This is a genomic window from Nostoc sp. CmiVER01 (assembly GCF_034531135.2).
GTDB lineage: Bacteria > Cyanobacteriota > Cyanobacteriia > Cyanobacteriales > Nostocaceae > Nostoc.
The window spans coordinates 95,982-113,279 of sequence record NZ_JAVRBU020000014.1 but is presented as its reverse complement, the minus strand read 5'-3'; the positions used below and the strand labels follow the sequence as shown (position 1 = coordinate 113,279).

Annotated in this window: 11 protein-coding genes; 3 read left to right on the top strand and 8 right to left on the bottom strand. The window is 39.9% G+C overall.

The annotated features are described in order from the left end of the window. Positions 1-7: 7 nt before the first annotated feature. The 4 genes from RMZ43_RS24080 to RMZ43_RS24065 all read right to left on the bottom strand — a co-directional run bounded on the left by RMZ43_RS24080 (position 8) and on the right by RMZ43_RS24065 (position 6,992). Complete coding sequence (locus tag RMZ43_RS24080) at positions 8-1,276, bottom strand: cytochrome P450 (RefSeq protein ID WP_322653233.1); 1,269 nt, start codon at positions 1,274-1,276, stop codon at positions 8-10. Positions 1,277-1,309: 33 nt separating this feature from the next. Then, complete coding sequence (locus RMZ43_RS24075) at positions 1,310-3,427, bottom strand: AMP-binding protein (protein WP_322653234.1); 2,118 nt, start codon at positions 3,425-3,427, stop codon at positions 1,310-1,312. A 519-nt stretch (positions 3,428-3,946) separates the two neighbouring features. Then, positions 3,947-4,141 (bottom strand): type I secretion C-terminal target domain-containing protein, encoded by a 195-nt coding sequence (locus RMZ43_RS24070; protein WP_322653235.1) that lies wholly within the window; start codon positions 4,139-4,141, stop codon positions 3,947-3,949. After that, positions 4,131-6,992: a beta strand repeat-containing protein gene (locus RMZ43_RS24065; RefSeq protein WP_322653236.1), complete on the bottom strand. Its 2,862-nt coding sequence runs from the start codon at positions 6,990-6,992 to the stop codon at positions 4,131-4,133. Before RMZ43_RS24065 ends, RMZ43_RS24070 begins: the two co-directional genes overlap by 11 nt. 184 nt (positions 6,993-7,176) lie before the next feature. Here RMZ43_RS24065 and RMZ43_RS24060 point away from each other — a divergent pair, with 184 nt between their 5' ends. Further along, entirely contained in the window at positions 7,177-7,410 is a 234-nt protein-coding gene (locus RMZ43_RS24060; RefSeq protein WP_322653237.1) for a hypothetical protein, read from the top strand. Between the two features lie 1,110 nt (positions 7,411-8,520). Here the strand turns inward: RMZ43_RS24060 and RMZ43_RS24055 are convergent. The 4 genes from RMZ43_RS24055 to RMZ43_RS24040 all read right to left on the bottom strand — a co-directional run bounded on the left by RMZ43_RS24055 (position 8,521) and on the right by RMZ43_RS24040 (position 11,961). After that, positions 8,521-8,931, bottom strand: a complete 411-nt coding sequence (locus RMZ43_RS24055; RefSeq protein ID WP_322653238.1) for a hypothetical protein — start codon at positions 8,929-8,931, stop codon at positions 8,521-8,523. 518 nt (positions 8,932-9,449) lie between these two features. Continuing rightward, entirely contained in the window at positions 9,450-9,884 is a 435-nt protein-coding gene (locus RMZ43_RS24050) for a CAAD domain-containing protein (protein WP_322653239.1), read from the bottom strand. Between the two features lie 183 nt (positions 9,885-10,067). Next, positions 10,068-10,529 (bottom strand): BON domain-containing protein, encoded by a 462-nt coding sequence (locus tag RMZ43_RS24045; protein ID WP_322653240.1) that lies wholly within the window; start codon positions 10,527-10,529, stop codon positions 10,068-10,070. 151 nt (positions 10,530-10,680) lie between these two features. After that, a complete protein-coding gene (locus RMZ43_RS24040; RefSeq protein WP_322653241.1) occupies positions 10,681-11,961 on the bottom strand; it encodes a histidine kinase in 1,281 nt (426 codons plus the stop codon). A gap of 578 nt (positions 11,962-12,539) precedes the next feature. Between RMZ43_RS24040 and RMZ43_RS24035 the strand changes: the two genes are divergently transcribed. Both RMZ43_RS24035 and RMZ43_RS24030 read left to right on the top strand, forming a co-directional pair. Further along, a complete protein-coding gene (locus RMZ43_RS24035; RefSeq protein WP_322653242.1) occupies positions 12,540-15,659 on the top strand; it encodes an MFS transporter in 3,120 nt (1,039 codons plus the stop codon). 661 nt (positions 15,660-16,320) lie between these two features. Then, positions 16,321-17,184 carry a calcium-binding protein gene (locus RMZ43_RS24030; protein ID WP_322653243.1) on the top strand — a complete coding sequence of 288 codons (864 nt, stop codon included), beginning with the start codon at positions 16,321-16,323 and terminating at the stop codon, positions 17,182-17,184. The last annotated feature ends 114 nt before the right edge of the window (positions 17,185-17,298 follow it).

The following is a 17,298-nucleotide window of genomic DNA, read 5'->3' as shown; positions in this document are numbered from 1 at the left end:
AAAAAACTTAGTTAATACTAAAATTCAATCTTAGAGATTTTAAGCCACGGATGGCTATGTTTTTTCGCCACTCTAATTTATCCCTAGCTAGCTTTAAATTAGGAAGCTCTTGAATCACTGTATTAATAGCAATTTGAGTTTCCAGCCGTGCTAATGCAGCGCCTAGACAATAATGAATATTATCAGCAAAAGCAACGTGATGATTCTGCTCTCGGTTAATATTTAACTGATCGGGGTTAGAAAACTGGGCAGGATCTCGATTAGCAGCACCTAAGCACAAAACTATCTTTTCACCTGCTTTGATTTGTTGATTACCTATTTCTAAATCATCAGTAGCAATCCGGGTAATCATCTGAATTGCACTATCGTAGCGAATGATTTCCTCTACCGCACTTTGAATTTTTATTGGTTCTCTTTTGAGCTGTTCCATTTGTTCAGGGTGATTGAGCAATGCTAGAATTCCGTTAGCTATTGTATTACCTGTAGTTTCTTCTCCTGCACCGAATAACAATGTACAAACTGCCAATATTTCCTTTTGAGTTAATTTATCACTTTGCTCTTGAACTGTAATGAGACTACTAATCAAGTCTTGCTGGGGATTTCTTTCTCGTTCATGAATCAAACTACGTAAATAGTCTTGAATCTCTTGCGTAGCCTGATTCATTCTTTGATATTCTTCTAGTGATACCAATGGATCTAAAATCCTAGACAATACATTTGTCCACTGATGTAGCTGGTTTTGAGCTTCTTTTGGTATCCCCAAAAGTTTACTAATAACTTTCACAGAAAGCGGACTGGCAAGATCGGCAACAATATCTATACTTCCTTGATGCCTAACTTTATTTAGCAATTCATCGACAATTTCCTGAACCAAAGGACACATCTGCTCAACAACTATGGGAGAAAAACTTTTAACTAGCAATCCACGTAATCTAGTATGATCTGGCGGGTTCATATAAAATAAAAATTTGCTGGTAGTGTAAGCCAGAGTATCCAAATTTTTCTCTTTGTTTTTAAGATATTTGCTTCTTTCATTGATTAATTTTGGTCTGTCATCAGTACGAATACACCCACTTCTCAAAACTGCTTTGACATCAGCATAGCGAGTGACGAACCAATCACCGCCAATCAAGTATTTATGTACTGGAGCTTCTGAGCGGAGGCGATGATAAGTTGGATAAGGATTAGCATTAAATTCAGGAGCAAAAATATTGTATTTTAATTTAATTGATTCTATTTGTTTGCTATTGTTAGCATTAATAACTTCTTTACTCATATTAGAAATTTGTTTAATTTTATAGATTTTGTTTTAAACCCTATTTGGAGAAGGCATTAATAGTAATGATTGACTTTCTTTTGCTAAATACTCTGCTAGGGTTTTAATATTGGGAAATTCCCAAAAAAGAGTAATTGCCAGTTCAAAACCTATCCATTGAGCTAATTCATTTGTCATACTGACTGACACTGCTGAATCTAAACCATAGGAAGTAAAAGACTCTTGAATATCTATTTCATCAGGGGGTAATTTGAGGTATAAAGCGAGATGAGAAATTAACCAGTTTTGAATTTCTGCTTCTGTAAAAGCTAGTTTTTCAGAGTGATTAACATCTGAATTCTGTGTTTGTTCCCGAAGCTCTTTTACTTCTGTTTGCAGTTTTAATAAATCTATTTGTGCAAGATTGGCACTCCAATCTCCAACAATATCTAAATTTCCATTCAAGAAACTAATACGACAAGCCTGACGCTGAATTTTATTACTCGGCGTTTTCGGGATAGTTGCAGTTTTCAGCAGGGCGATCGCATATACTTGCAACTGATATTCTTCAGATATTGCCTGACGTATGGCTTTTATAACCTCCAAAACATCCAGGTTACGTAAGTAAGTCCGCTTTACCTCTTGAACAATAACTAGCTGTTCAACTCCTGCAACTTCTAGAGAAAATGCTGCTCCACAATGAGGCCGTAGCGCGGGATGGCTGTTTTCAACTGTTAACTCGATATCCTGGGGATAATAATTTTGTCCTCGAATAATTATCATGTCTTTTAGGCGACCTGTGACAAATAGTTCGCCATTGAGCAAAAATCCTAAATCTCCCGTGCGGAGATAAGGCCCCTCTTTTGGATCTTGAAGTTGAGCATGAAAAATCTGCTGCGTTTCGTCGGGTTTGTTCCAGTAGCCAATGGTTACACTCGACCCTGCAACCCAAATTTCTCCGACTTGTCCATCGGGACACTGAGTTAATGATTCTGGATCAACGATCGCAATTTTTTGATTAGGGGTACTGTGACCAACACCAACGATCGCTTTATTATTCTCTGTCTCAGAGGTAGCATCTACAATTAAATTCTGTTTTAAAGCTTGATTTTGTACAAAGTGAATTACTGGTGGAGCTGCTTTTAAACCCCCAGACACAATTAGAGTCGTTTCCGCCATACCGTAGCAGGGGTAAAAAGCACTCTTTCTAAAACCACACTCTGCAAAGGTGGTGCTAAACTTCTCTATAGTTTCCGCACGTACAGGTTCAGCACCATTAAAAGCTACTTCCCAACAACTTAAATCCAGTTCTTGCCGTTGTTCGGGAGTAATCTTTTCAATACACAGATCATAAGCAAAATTGGGGCCACCGCTAGTAGTCGCTTGATAGTCAGAAATAGCTTTTAACCAGCGAAAAGGCTTTTGTATGAATGACTCTGGCGACATCAAAATGACTGAGCAGCTACCATATACAGGCTGTAACACTCCACCAATTAGCCCCATATCGTGGTATGGAGGTAGCCAAATTACTCCGCGACTGTTAGCTGTATGTTCAAAAGATTTATAAATTAAATAAGAATTATGTAATAAATTGCCATGACTTACAATCACTCCTTTTGGTTTCCCCGTTGTACCAGAAGTGTATTGAAGAAGTGCTAGTGAGTCGTAATTAATTTCTGGCAAAAACCAATCATCTGATAAATTGCTGCTAATCTCATCGGTTGCTATCCATTGCAAAGCTACTAATTCTGCTTCTTGTTCAATGCTTTGTGCAGAGTTGCTAATTAAAGATGTGGTGCTGAGTGCAAAAGTTGCCTGTGCATCAGATGCGATCGCCTTTACCCTTGTCATTCTTTGTTTACCTTGTGGTGGGTACACGGGTACAGCAATGACACCTGCATACAAACATCCAAAAAAAGCAACTATAAATTCTAGTCCAGGCGGGTAAAAAAGTAACGCTCTTGCTCCAAAAGCTTTCCTACTCTGGAGTAAAGCTGCTAGTTTACGGGCTTTTTGATCTAATTCTGCATAAGTAAAGCTAATTTTTTCTGCTTCTCCATCTACTAAAAAGGTATATGGCACCTGATTTGGTTGTTTTAGCGCCCTGTAGTTTAGTAAGTGAATTAAAGTCGCTTCTTGTACAGAAGATGGAGAAAATAAATCGTGAATCATAGCTATTTATCTTTACCTAATCAAGACAGAAATTAGTTGTTAATTTCCTACTAATACCAATTCTGTATGAAGATGCACATAATCAGTCCCCCCTTCATAAGGCTAATTACCCCCCTTAATCCCCCCTTAGAAAGGGGGGAAAAAGAAATCTATCTAGTTCCCTCACGCCACATGCTTCAAGTCGGCAGAGCCGCCCAACGCAGTGGCTCCCCTTTATAAGGGGAGGGTTAGGGTGGGGTAATTCGAGGACTGGTAGTGATTCAATAACTTGTGTGTACACCGTAGCTTCATAAGGAGGGACGGCGTAGCCGGGGGGTAAATATATGCAGCTTCACAAATAAACGGTATAAGTTATTTTCAGTATGTTGTACCCATGCTAAGGTTATTAACGCCGCCAATAAACAGCGCATTATCAAAGAAGCTGGAAGATATAAGAGCAATATTCTTATATCTTCCACATCTTCAACTGATTACATAAAGTATCTTTGAGTATGTCTTACTACCACCTGATAGCCAGTTCTAGACCAAGACGTTACTGCCAATAACTAAAGAGTTAGCAGAGACATTATTCAAATTCACCAATAAGCTAAAGCCTTGGGTAGATGTTATCCCATCTGTATCAATCTGAACTTGAGTATTGACACCACTAGAAACAAAACGCAAGTAGCTATCAGTAATAGGATTACTACCACTGTAGCCTAAGCTAGCAAACAAGTTTAGTTAAAACTAGTTTATCTTGGCTGGAATTGAAGTCAGTGATAGTGTCACCAGTAGTTCCTTTGTCGCTGGAAGCTTGATAGATAAACTGATCAAAACCTGTTCCACCTGTAAGAGTGTCATTGCCAGCGCCGCCAATAAGAATGTCATTACCTGCACCACCAATCAGAGTATCATTGCCTAGACCCCCACGCAGCAAATCATCACCACTACGTCCATCAATAATGTCGTTCCCACCCTGACCATTGATGACATCGTTAGAGTTGTCAAGAGCCTTAATATTGTTGGAAAAATCATTGAAAAACGTGACTGTATTGCGTTTTAAAACGCCAGTTTGAGTTGAATCGGCATTAACAACATCAAAGTTGTCGCTTATGCTAGTTTGTCCATCAAATAGAAGATTACCAGTTGATGTGGAAAGGTTATCCAAGTTTTCTAGAGCAAAGTTTTGTAAGGTAACTTGGGTATCAGTCTTAGCAACTCCTTCAAATGTAACCTCTAGATTTTTGCCAGATTGAGTTAGAAGTAGATTGCGGGCTGTCAAGCCAGTTCCTTTGAATTTAATAGTATCCACTTCGGCAATAGTAGCTGCGGAAGGATTACTACCTCTGCCTACACCCCCGAAATTAAGAATAGTATGGCTTCCCTCTCCACGGGGTACGATTAACTCTTTTTGACCGCCAGCACTAGAAACAGTATCAGATTCATAAGCACCAATATCTACGGTAGCAAACTTAAAGCTGTTAAAGTCAGTACCTCGTTGGTCAAAAGGGATGGATTCGGTAGTGTTACCATCTCCATCTAAATCAGTTGTATCTGCTGAGAGATTGGCATTATTACCAGCATTAATCGCAATACTAGTGGGAACTAAGGCGTAAGTAGCTGTAGTGCCACCATTATTTTGCAAAATCGGGTTAAGAACTTGGTTTATGTTGGTAATTCCGGCTTCAGCAAAGGTAATATCGCTACCTGTACCAATTGTTCCTGATGCTCCGGCAGTAGTACCAATTAGATTATTGGCATTACCTGCGATATCGCTATCAGTAGACACATCAGCCGCTTGATTATTACTGTTAATATTTCCAGCAATAATGGTGTTTTTGACAGCAAGTGTGCCACCAAAGAAGTTTTCAATCCCACCACCAAAAGTACTATTGAAATTAGCTACCACCGTATTGTTGGTAATGGTGTTGTTAATCAAGGTGGCTGTCCCTAAGTTGCCGATACCGCCGCCCCCAAAGACTCTAGCTTGATTGCCCGATAGGGTAGTATTAATGACGGTAGCTGTACCTGAGTTTAAGATGCCACCACCTGCATCACCTTGGTTATTAGAGAGGGTGCTGTTGATAACGGTAGCTGTACCAAGGATATCTATCCCACCTCCAAGGTTGCCACGATTGCCTTCAACAGCGCTGTTAGTTAAGACTAAATTACTATTTTGATTAACTAAGATGCCGCCTCCGTCTGCTGTTTTGGCATTGCCATTAGCAATGGTTAAGCCGTCAATTTTGGCATCTGTTCCCGTTCCAGAGATACTCAAAACACGGTTGGCATTATTACCACTGACTGTTAGTTGCTCGGCTCCTGTTCCAGAGATGGTAACATCATCTGTAATCCTGATCTGCCCAGAAGTTAGGGTAATGGTTTGGGCTGTGGCAAATTTTCCTTTCGTGTCGAAATCAACCGTATTAGCCCCAGTAAAGATATTGGCATTTTCAATTGCTTGTCGCAATGATCCTTCACCGCGATCGTTGGTGTTGGTGACGGTGGTATCGTTACGGGCAATAGTAACGGTAGCAGTTGGGTTGGTTGTATCGATACTATAAGCAGCGTCAGGAGCTAGATTCAGTTTTAAAGTTTCATCAGCTTCAGCCGCCAAGTCATTAATAGCAGCTAAGTTGATATCAACAAAGCTTTGCCCATCAGGAATAACAACGCTAAGAGTATTACCAGAAATCTTAATGTTCCCGCCACTAAGAGTGTAATCGTTCACAGAAGCACTGCTGCTACCAATAGTGAGTTTGACAGTTAAGTTACTGGCAGTACCAATCCGATTAACACGGTAAGTTCCTGCTATTCCTGTTTCTGTAGCAGTGGGAGAAACTGCACTGAGGCTGACAATCGGCTGCTGTACTTCAAAAGCACCGATATCTACTGTCCCGAATTTGCTGCGATCAAATCCTGTACCTCGTTGATCGGTGGAGATACCATTGGGAATAAAAGCATTATTGCCTGCGTTGACGGCTGGTGAAGTAGCTAGTAAAGCCTGGGTTTGAGTATTCCCACCATTATTAGCTAGGGGGGCTAATCCGGGGTTGGGGTTGACGATATCGCTACCAGTGCCGATAGTTCCAGAAGCCCCAGCCGTAGCGCCAATCAGGTTGTTAGCATTGCCTGTAATATTGCCGAATACATCGGGCGCTTCACCACCTAAATCTTTGTTATTGGCAATGATGGTATTGGATGCAGTAACCGTCCCACCCAATCTGAAAATTCCTCCACCATCGCCAGCACTATCGTTGTCAGCATCTGCTGTGTTGTTGGCAATGGTACTGTTACTTATGATCAGCAAACCTGAGTTTGTTACTCCACCGCCAGAAGAGTTGGCTTGGTTGCCAGAGATTGTGCTGTTAATTATGTTAGCTGTATTTACAGTAGTGAGAGCGCCACCGTTAGCATTGGCTAGGTTATTAGAAAGGGTACTATCGCTTACTGTAATTGTGCCGAAATTATAGATCCCACCACCGCTAACGGCGGATTGGTTGCGATCGATGGTACTGTCAGTTATGGTCGCTGTACCTGTGTTGGATATAGCTCCACCGCGAACGGCTGTATTGTTAGAAAGCACACTATTATTTAAGTTCAGGGTATTTCCACTGTTAACTAAGGTACCACCACCATTTTCTGTGCCTGCATTCCCATCGGTAAGGGTAATAGCATCAATATTTGCATCTGTTTGAGTTCCAGAAATATTGAAGATACGGGAGGTATTGTTGCCACTGACGCTTAAGTTTTTCGCTCCAGTTCCTTGAATGGTGACATCATCGGTAATATTTAATTCTCCAGATGTCAGAGCGATCGCATCTGGAAAAGCATCATTATATACAGTCCCAGCAAAGTTAACCGTGTCAGCCCCAGCAAAAGCGTTGGCATTTTCAATCGCTTGCCTTAATGACCCTTCACCTTTGTCATTGGTGTTAGTTACTACTGTATCGTTACGGCTAATAGTAACAGTGGCTGTATTTTTTACGGTATCGATATTATAGGTAGGATTAGCTGCTAGATTAAGTTTAACTGTTTCATCGGCTTCGGCTTGAATGTCATCAATCGCAGTCAGATTAATGTCAACAAAGTTTTTTCCATCAGGAATTACAACAGTAACAGCATTTCCAGTGACTGTAACTTTGTTGCCGCTAAGATTGTAGTCATCAAGCGCTGTACTACTGCTATCAATGTTGAGTTTAATAGTTAAATTGCCAGCCGTGCGATCGCGGCTAATACGGTAAGTACCACGATTGCCACTTTAAGTAACAGTGGGAGTCAGAGAAGTAATTGCAATGTTGGATAATGTCATATTTCGTGGTCTTTTTATCAAAAATTAGAATGTGTTAGAATGTATTGATTGAAAGTAAAGAAAATGTTTGAAAAATTAAAACTATTAACAAAGTTTGCCTAATTATGAACGGTTAAAACGCAAATTAGACTTGTTTGAAAACGCAAATTTTCAAAATAAAGTAAACAGTATTGAATTTTGAAATTAGGAAATAGCGAAAGTTTTTCTCGCTTTAGTAGTTACACAGTACTCAAACTGAATTACTTTTACCTCACCCTTTTCTTCTTTTTCTTGTTTTGGCAAAAGTATTGGCTGTTAAACTTAATTGCTTAACCAAAACCTGAATTTATTAATTGAGTGTGTACTTACGCATCAATTTACAACTTATTAACAGGATAATCAAGGGTTTATATAAAACATCCTACTTTTCTTGCTTTTCCTACTTTTCCTACTTTTTTAAATAATTTCTGCTGTAGTTAAATGTATCATAACTAAGAACTTTTGTTCTAATATGCGCTACTAGAAGTTATTACGAACCCAATATAGCAATCCTAAATCATTCGTGAAAAGTTAGATCCCCGACTTCTTTAAGAAGTCGGGGATCTGGACGTTGAGAATTTTTAGAAATCAGATAGGATTGCTATATATCAAAAGGTAAAAATTACGATATTAATTGTATGTCAGGTTGTGCTTTATTCGCCGAGATTTCGCCCATATATAATAATATATAAATAAGTAGAGACGCAATGATAATTGTGTCTCTACAAACTGCCTATTTAGCCTTATTATGTGTAATTGCAGCTACCAAAAAGGATTGTTGTAATTAAACTATTCCTGGGCCTCTACCTCGGCTGTCACCCCTGTCTGTCAACTTGCCTTCCTCGTCTTGATTAACTTCTCCAAGTTCTTCAATGCGTTCTTCCCTATCATTTGCCGCTTGTTGGCGTGCATCACCCGGTTCTTCGTAATACATTTCCGGTTCAATTGCATAGTTATTAGACAAACCTTCTCTGTCCACGGTATAGCCATCGGTGGTGCGTATACTTTGTGAATCGGTTTGGTCATCTGTAGGTGCATCTGCCTCCCGTTCTTCTGTGGGGAGTGTTTTGTACTTATCTCCTTCTCTTTCCATGCGAGCAGCAGTTTCAGCTGGGATGATGCCGCGATCGTATGTATCTACTTCAGCTCTATCAGATGAATCTATATCTCTCTTAACTGCTTCATTATTAGCCATAATTTATGTCCTCGTTAAAGAATCTATTAAATAACCTCAAAGCCTAGATTAGGTTGTTTTTCATCTTTGTTCTACTATCTTTAGAAGTGATTTAAAATTAAATATAATGTTATGCTCTCTATCTTTTGATGTATTTATAGCAATCCTAAATGAGTTGTGAAAATTGAGAGACTTTTGATAAGTCGGGGATCTTATTGTTCACGAATGATTTAGGGCTGCTATAAAAGACTAGTCTGAAGTCCTGCTCAATAGATGTAATTTCTGTTCATCATATAAAACAAGCGTTTTAGCTGAAGTTAACATTGACAGCAATAAATATTCTTATGTCTCCACTACGTTTTGTATCCAAAATAAGATAGTTATAAAATTCCCGACTTTTTAGACAAGTCGGGAATATGAACATTTAGATTATATATTATTTAACTAGCGAAGACACATGCTAGCCTACTGAGGCTTCAGCAAAATGTTAGAGGCGGACAAAATTATGCCACATTATAGTAATTTGATGGTTGGTAAATTTATTCGCCCAGAAATTGCTTTTTCAGTGATTGAATTTCATCGGCTAATTCTTGCCGGGTTGAAGCCTTCAGTAAATAACGGGAAATAAACCAAGTGGCATAACTAATTCCAATTAACTCAAAAGTCGGGGATAGTAAAGGAATATCGTTGATTGCATCCAGTACTGCTAGTACTATCTTGGCTGTAACGATCGCCGCTACAATCAAACCAACTGTTGTTAGTGGCTGCTTATAGTTACTAAAAAAGCTACCTAAATATTCGGGCAATTGCTCTAAAAATTGAGAAACTTGTCTGCTAATTTGCTGCCATTGAGATTCCGCTTCAGGTGCAGGTGGTAACTTTGGCAAATTTGCAGTATCTGTACCTTCAATTGCTAGTGTGTCTTGTGAAAAAGGGGTATTCACGGATTCACGTTGCTGTTGTTCGGTTTCCATAATTTCTATTTTCCGTAAGTACAAAGAGCTTGTATAACTGTGAGCGTCAATAAATATAATTTTCAGGTCATCATTTGTCAATTCTTAGTAGTCAGTAATAAGTATAACTAACTACTAAGACTGAGCAGGAGCATCTTAATTTATTTTTGCCTACCTACTCAGTTGAATTTGTTATTAGCAGCTTTATTGTTTTGGTGGAGTAACAGTTGCTTTAACAACTACAGTTTTGACACCTTTAATTTGTTTAGCTAAAGTTTCAATCTTAGCCAACTCCTGTTGATTGTTCACAGTTCCCCCGACCGTGACAATCCCATCTTTTGATGCATCAACTGTTAGTTGACCCTTGGGTATGTTAGCTTCTAACTTGGATCGAACTTCACTTGCTAGGTCACCTGTAGCTCTTTGTGCATCACCACCAGTTGTATTATTACGCTGTTCGCGGGCACGGATATCAGAATTAAGTTGGTCTCTGCGAACCTTACTTTGAGCATCTTTTTGAGAAGCTTGTGTTGTTTGTACAGTCGGTGATGGTGGAGCTTCATTAGGATTATTTGGTGCAGATTCACTTGTTTTAGAAGCGTTATCACAAGCAGCAACACCAAAAATTAAAAGTGAACTAATTAAGAAGGGAGTTAGCTTTTGCATAGGTTTAATTTTGAATCGGAAAGTGAAACTTGTCGAGTGTGTGGATATTCACGGCATAAGTAAGGAGCAAGTTTCTTGAGTTAGGAGCAAAGTTTTTATGTTATTGCTCCTTAAATTAGAGAAAATTAGTGTGAGTGGCAGCTACCTGGGGTTAGAGTGTTTCATCACGACGGTCAACAATGATTACAGGAGGCTCGTCTCCATGAAGACCTGTTGAATAATTGGTGCGATCGCTATTCACAACTGGTGTATCGTGATGGGTTACACGGTCTAAACCTGGGCGATGTTCACCTAAATCACTACCATCATAGATAGCAAATTCTTCGATACCGCGCCGTCTGAGAATCGTTTCAGCTTCCCCGATTTCAGCTTCGGTACCATCGATAATTAGCAAGTAGTCACCTCTTTGGAAGCGATCGCTATATACTCGCGCTCTGTGTTCAGGAATTCCTAAGCCAACGAGTCCGCCAACAATACCGCCAGCTGCTGCACCAATCGCACCGCCAGCTACAGTTGATGCTATAGCCGTCGCTGCTGCACCACCTGCAATCACAGGCCCGATTCCAGGAATTGCTAAAGTTCCAAGACCAACTAATAAGCCAGTCAAGCCGCCTACAACTCCCCCTGTAGCTGCTCCAGCTTTTACACCTTCGTCTGCTTTATTACCTGTGCCGACATTTTTATCTACATCTACACCAGCGATCCCATGACCGTTTGTATCCTTGGCTATGATGGAGACTCTACTTAAGGGAAAACCTGCATCTCGTAATTCTGTAATTGCTGCCTCTGCATCTCGGCGATGAGAAAAGACCCCAATCGCGCGTTTAGCAACACCACTATGAGCAACATTAGATGTTGGAGCTACATAATCAGTATTTGTATTTCTAGCATCTGGGTTGTCATAAATACCAAATTCTTCGACACCACCCTGATGTAAAATTGCTTCTGCTCTGGCGATTTCTGCATCTGTGCCATCTATGATGACTAAATAATGTCCCCGTCTCACGCGTTCGTCATAAACTCTGGCTCGTTCTTCGGGAATTCCTAAACCAACTAATGCACCAATCAAACTACCAGCTACTGCACCAATACCAGCACCAGCCAGAGTAGTAGCTAAGGTTGTTGCTGCGGCTCCAGCCAGCATAATTGGCCCAATTCCAGGAATTGCCAAAGTACCAAGACCGACTAATAAACCAGTCAATCCGCCCAAAGCACCACCTGTAGCAGCTCCGACTTTAGCGCCATCGTCAGATTTATCACCGACGCGATCGCGTACTTCAGCGCCAGAAATATCATCTCTGTCTCCATCCTGGGTGATGACAGAGACTCTGTTCATGTCAAAACCAACTTTTTTTAATTCATGTAGGGCATGTTCAACATCCCGACGATGCGAAAATACACCTACAGCACGTTTATGTAGACCTACAACCATTATTCTTTCTCCTCAGCAAAAATCAATTATTCACTAAATTTATGAGATGCTAATGACCTTATTAATACATGTTTATGTTTACATTTCATCAATCGCTTGGAATAAATTTTATCTCTATCATTAGACATACGTGATTTCATCTAAAGATAGCAACAAATTTTAATAATTCAATCAGCTATCTCTGCTTTATGAAAATTAGATATTGATTATTTAACTTATGAAAATAATCTCTAAAAACATTAGGTTTAAAATTAGCTAAATTTTTACTGAAAAACCGCTTTATTAAATACAATTTATAATAAAAACATACATATAGTTATGTATTAGCTAAAATTATGCTCCAAAACTTTAGTAATCACAAATAGATTAGATTTTATCAAACAAATTAATATAATATTATGAAACTTTACATTATTTTCAAGTAAAAAATCATACAAATATTTGTCTTTTGTAAAATACGACTTTTGACAAGCAAGCTTCTTACCTAAGAGAGTGTCAATTCATATAACTGGTAACTAAATTGATAAGTAAGCCATTTGATCAATGGTTATTTAATTGACTGCAAGTGAGAAAATACTATGTTCCAAAGTCTTTTAACGAGTGGGGGATCGAACTGGCTATCTTTTGGATTAGCGCCAATAATAGCTCAGGAATCACTAACTCCAGAAGAAGCATCAGTTCTTTTTTCTGGCCCTAAATTTTTGGTAGCATTGCTAGCTGGTGTCTTAATGGCATTTGCCTTTCAATTATTATTGACTAACTTTTCAGTTGCTGTCGGAATTTCATCTTGGGAAATTGACTCAGATTCTGACGATGAATCAGAAAGTTTGGGTATTAAAATTCGTTCAGTTCAGACAAAAATAGGTGTCTGGGCGTTGCTAACCGTTAGTATTGCATTATTTATTGCTTCTTTTCTGGCGGTAAAACTTAGCTTAATCGAAAGTGAATTTCTAGGTTCAATTATCGGTGTAGTTATTTGGGCTACTTATTTTTCACTAGTAATTTGGTTCGGTTCATCAGCAGTAGGTTCTTTTATTGGTTCTATCGCTAGTACTGTCACTTCTGGTTTTCAAACTCTGATGGGTACAGCAACTGCTGGCATCGGTGCTAATGCTGCAAAAAAACAGTTAGTTTCGACTGCTGAAGATATTACAGCCGCAGTCAGACGGGAATTAACTTCAGGCTTTAATCCTGAAGATATTAGAAATACGCTCCAAAGTTCTTTAAGTTCTTTGCAATTACCAAAGCTAGATATTACAGAAATTCGTAACCAATTTGACCAGCTTCTTAAAGATACAGATTTGCAATCTGTTGCTAATAGCGACCTATTGCAAAATATAAATCGTCAAACATTTGTTGATTTAATTAGTGATCGCACAGATTTATCTCAAGAAGATATCAATCGCATAGCCGATGAATTTCAAGGTGGTTGGCAACAAGCATTGAATCGGAACAATCCCACAGAACAAGTAATTAATTTGCTGAAGTCTGCTACTCCCGAAGAATTGAATTCAGAGCAATTAGGTGAACGCCTTCAACAACTGGTTACAGTCGGAGGTGGAAATGGGAATGGTGTAATTAAGCAAGCTATTCGATATGGCTTAAGTGCGGCTGCACCAGCAGTTATGGAGCGAGTCAACCTTTCCAATATCGATGTGAACAAAATTACTAATCAGTTGCAAAAACTGAAAGAAAAAGTTCAAGATGTCGATGTTGATCAAATCACGAAACAATTACAAAAGTTCAGAGATGAAGCAACTGAACAAGTATCTGCAAAGTTGCCAGTATCACCTGAAAATGCAATTAAGGCGGATGTAGAAGACTATATATTGAATTCATTTCCTTGGCATTTTAACCGGATTACACTAAGGGATGAATTTAAAGAACTCATTTATGATGTTAATGCAGATCCAACAACTGTAAGACGAGAGTTGGAAGAATTGAATCTTGAATATTTCGCCAACTTGCTGAAGCAGCGAGGTGATATCAGTGAAGCTAGAGTGAAAGAAATTTCCGAACAAATGGAAAGCGATCGCTCGGAAGTTTTAGAAACTGTAAAACAGGCTCAAACGCGAGAGCAAGGGCAAGATTTCCGCACCCGCATCGAAGATTATCTGCGTTCGACGGGGAAAGAAGAACTCAACCCTGAAGGTATTGAACGCGACTTTAAGAACTTGGTAGAAGATCCAGAAGCTGGGTTTGAAGATTTAAGTAGCCGCTTCGGGCAATTTGACCGCGATACTTTTGTACAATTGCTGCAACAGCGTCAAGATATCAGCGAAGAGGAAGCTAATAATATTGTTAGTCAACTCGAAAGCAACCGCGATAATTTATTGAATCGTGCTAGAGAGCTGCAAGAACAAGCAAAAGTCAAAGCTGATGAACTGCGCCAAAGAGTTGAAGACTATCTGCGGAATACTAACAAAGACGAACTTAATCCCGAAAGTATCAAACGTGAGTTTCAAATTTTACTAGACGATCCCCAAGCTGGAATTAGCCTTTTGCGATCGCGCTTATCGCAATTTGACCGGGATACATTAGTACAATTACTCAATCAGCGTCAGGATTTGAGCGAAGAACAGATAAATCAAACTCTCGATCAGATTGAAGCAGTCCGAGATAGTATTTTACAAGTACCGCAGCAGGCGAAAGAACAGTACGAAAAAACTACAAAAGCGATCGCTGAATATCTCCGCAATACCAACTTAGAAGAACTTGATCCCGAAGGTATCAGGAGCGATTTGGAAAAATTACTTGATGATCCTAAAGCAGGAGCGTTAGCATTGCGCGATCGCTTGTCTCATGTTGATCGAGAAACCTTGGTTAAACTCGTGAGTCAACGGGGAGACTTGAGCCAAGAGCAAGTTAATCAAATTATTGATCAAGCACAAGATGCGATCGCTAATATTGTTAGAGCGCCACGACGTTTAGCCAAACGTACTGCTCAACAAGCTTTAGACTTTGAAGCCAATCTGGAAGAATATCTGCGTAATACGAACAAAGAAGAACTTAACCCAGAAGCAATAAAACGCGACTTGCAATTGCTGCTGTCTTCTCCCCGCGCTGGAATTGGAAGTTTAAGCGATCGCGCCTCGAAATTTGACCGTTCCACAATTGTGGCGCTGTTATCCCAACGGGAAGATATCTCAGAAGAAGAAGCTAACCGGATTGTGGATCAAATTGAGTCGGTTCGCACCTCCATTGTTGAACAATTCCAGCAAATCCAGCAAAGAGTACAATCAGTCCTTGATGGAGTTTTTGCTAAAGTTCGTAACTATCTTAACTCGCTGGATCGTTCCGAACTCAACTATGAAGGTATTAAGCAAGACTTTGCAAAAGTATTCGATGATCCCCAAGCTGGATTTGAAGCATTGCGCGATCGCCTCAGTCAATTTGATCGTGACACCTTAGTTGCTGTATTAAGTTCTCGTGAAGATATTTCTCAAGAGGATGCTAACAGGATTATCAACCAAATAGAAGCGGCACGGGATAGTGTACTACAACGAGCCGAACGCATTCAACAAGAAACACAAAAGCGCCTGAAAGCGATTCAACAACAAGCTAAAAAGCAAGCTCAAGAAACCAAAAAAACCGTTGCAAATGCTGCTTGGTGGTTATTTGGGACAGCATTAACTTCACTTGCAGCCAGTGCGATCGCTGGAGCAGTAGCCGTTACCGGGTTACCTCTACCTCGTTAAAATATTACCTTCATCAAGAATTTTGAGCAAAAAAAGTGGTAAGGAATGCCACTTTTTTTTTATAAATAAAATAAACTACCCCTAGAGTACTATCAGGACTTTATTTTTCCTACATATATTACAAAACCCTATCTAAGCAAAGGTTTCAGATTTTTTCTGGGTAAAAGCAATAAAAAAGGATTAATTATTATTTCTTATAGATAGAAAAAAGTAGCCTTGAGAGTAATATCATAATCTTGTGATTGTGAATATCGTAAAAGCTATGCGATTCTGTACTAGAAAATCTGCTTGTTCCCTAGCAGCCTAGTATTTTGTAACCAATGAATACATAAAGCACACAGATATATAAATGACCCTTGGCACGATTTTGGTGCCAGACTCATCAATATATGCAGTGCTTGTAAAATCTTTGGATTTAACAGTTAAAGACCTGTTCCAATCAGATGATGTGGTTCAGTTATCTCTTACCACTCGTTATTTCTCCACCTTATTTTCTCGGCATTGCTGAATAAAAGTGTGAAATTCAAAAATTTAATGTTTGAAACTGTTTCCTTTGCGCCTTTGGGGTAAAGGAAATTCATACTCTTAATCAGCAACACCGTTTTCTGGTGGTGAAGTGACGAGGTAATTTTTACCCTCTAAACTCAGGAGAAGCTAATTTATGGCAGTCATTCCCGATCTCTCTAGTCTTATCCCCGACATCAACAACCTTACCGTCAATCTTCCTAACAACTCTATCCAAGTTAGCGGTAGTGGTAACAGGGTGATTAACGGTGGTAGTGGCACTGATGTCTTTGTAGGTGGTAGTGGCAACGATCGCATCGATGGCGGTGGTGGCAACGATGTCATTACTGGTGGTGGTGGCAACGATACCCTTCTTGGTGGTACTGGCAACGATGTCATTACGGCTGGTGGTGGTAATGATATTCTTGGTGGCGGTACTGGCAACGATGTCCTTACCGGTAATGGTGGCAACGATGTCCTTGGCGGCGGTGATGGCAACGATACCCTTGTCGGTGGTGATGGCAACGATAACCTAAGTGGTGATAATGGCAACGATAGCCTGATTGGCGGTAATGGTAACGATATCATTAACGGTGGTGGTGGCAACGATGTCCTTGGTGGCGGTAATGGCAACGATACCCTTCTCGGTGGTGCTGGCAATGATCGCTTTGTTGGCGGTAGTGGGACTGATATTCTCACGGGAGGATCGGGTAACGATACTTTCCAGTTCAACTCAGTTTCAGATAGTCCTGCTGGATCTGGACGGGATGTTATCACTGACTTTTTTGGCAATGGTAACTTGCCTGGTGATGTAATCGATCTATCTAACATCGACGCCAACTCCACTATAGGGGGCAACCAAGGCTTCACTTTCATAGGAGCTGCCGGATTCACCGCAGCCGGTCAGGTTCGTTATTCAGGAGGTATTCTTCAAGCTAGCACTGATGGGGATCTATCGCCTGAGTTTGAGATTCGTCTGGCAGGCGCACCAAGAATAGTGGCAAGCGACATTAACCTTTAATTTAATAGATTTGCCTTGAAAATCAGGCACAAGGCAGAATTCTAATAATTTAACAGTCGCGAGGAGAGGCAAGCTTAACTTGCCTCTCCTTTTATAGTGATTATTATTACGCTA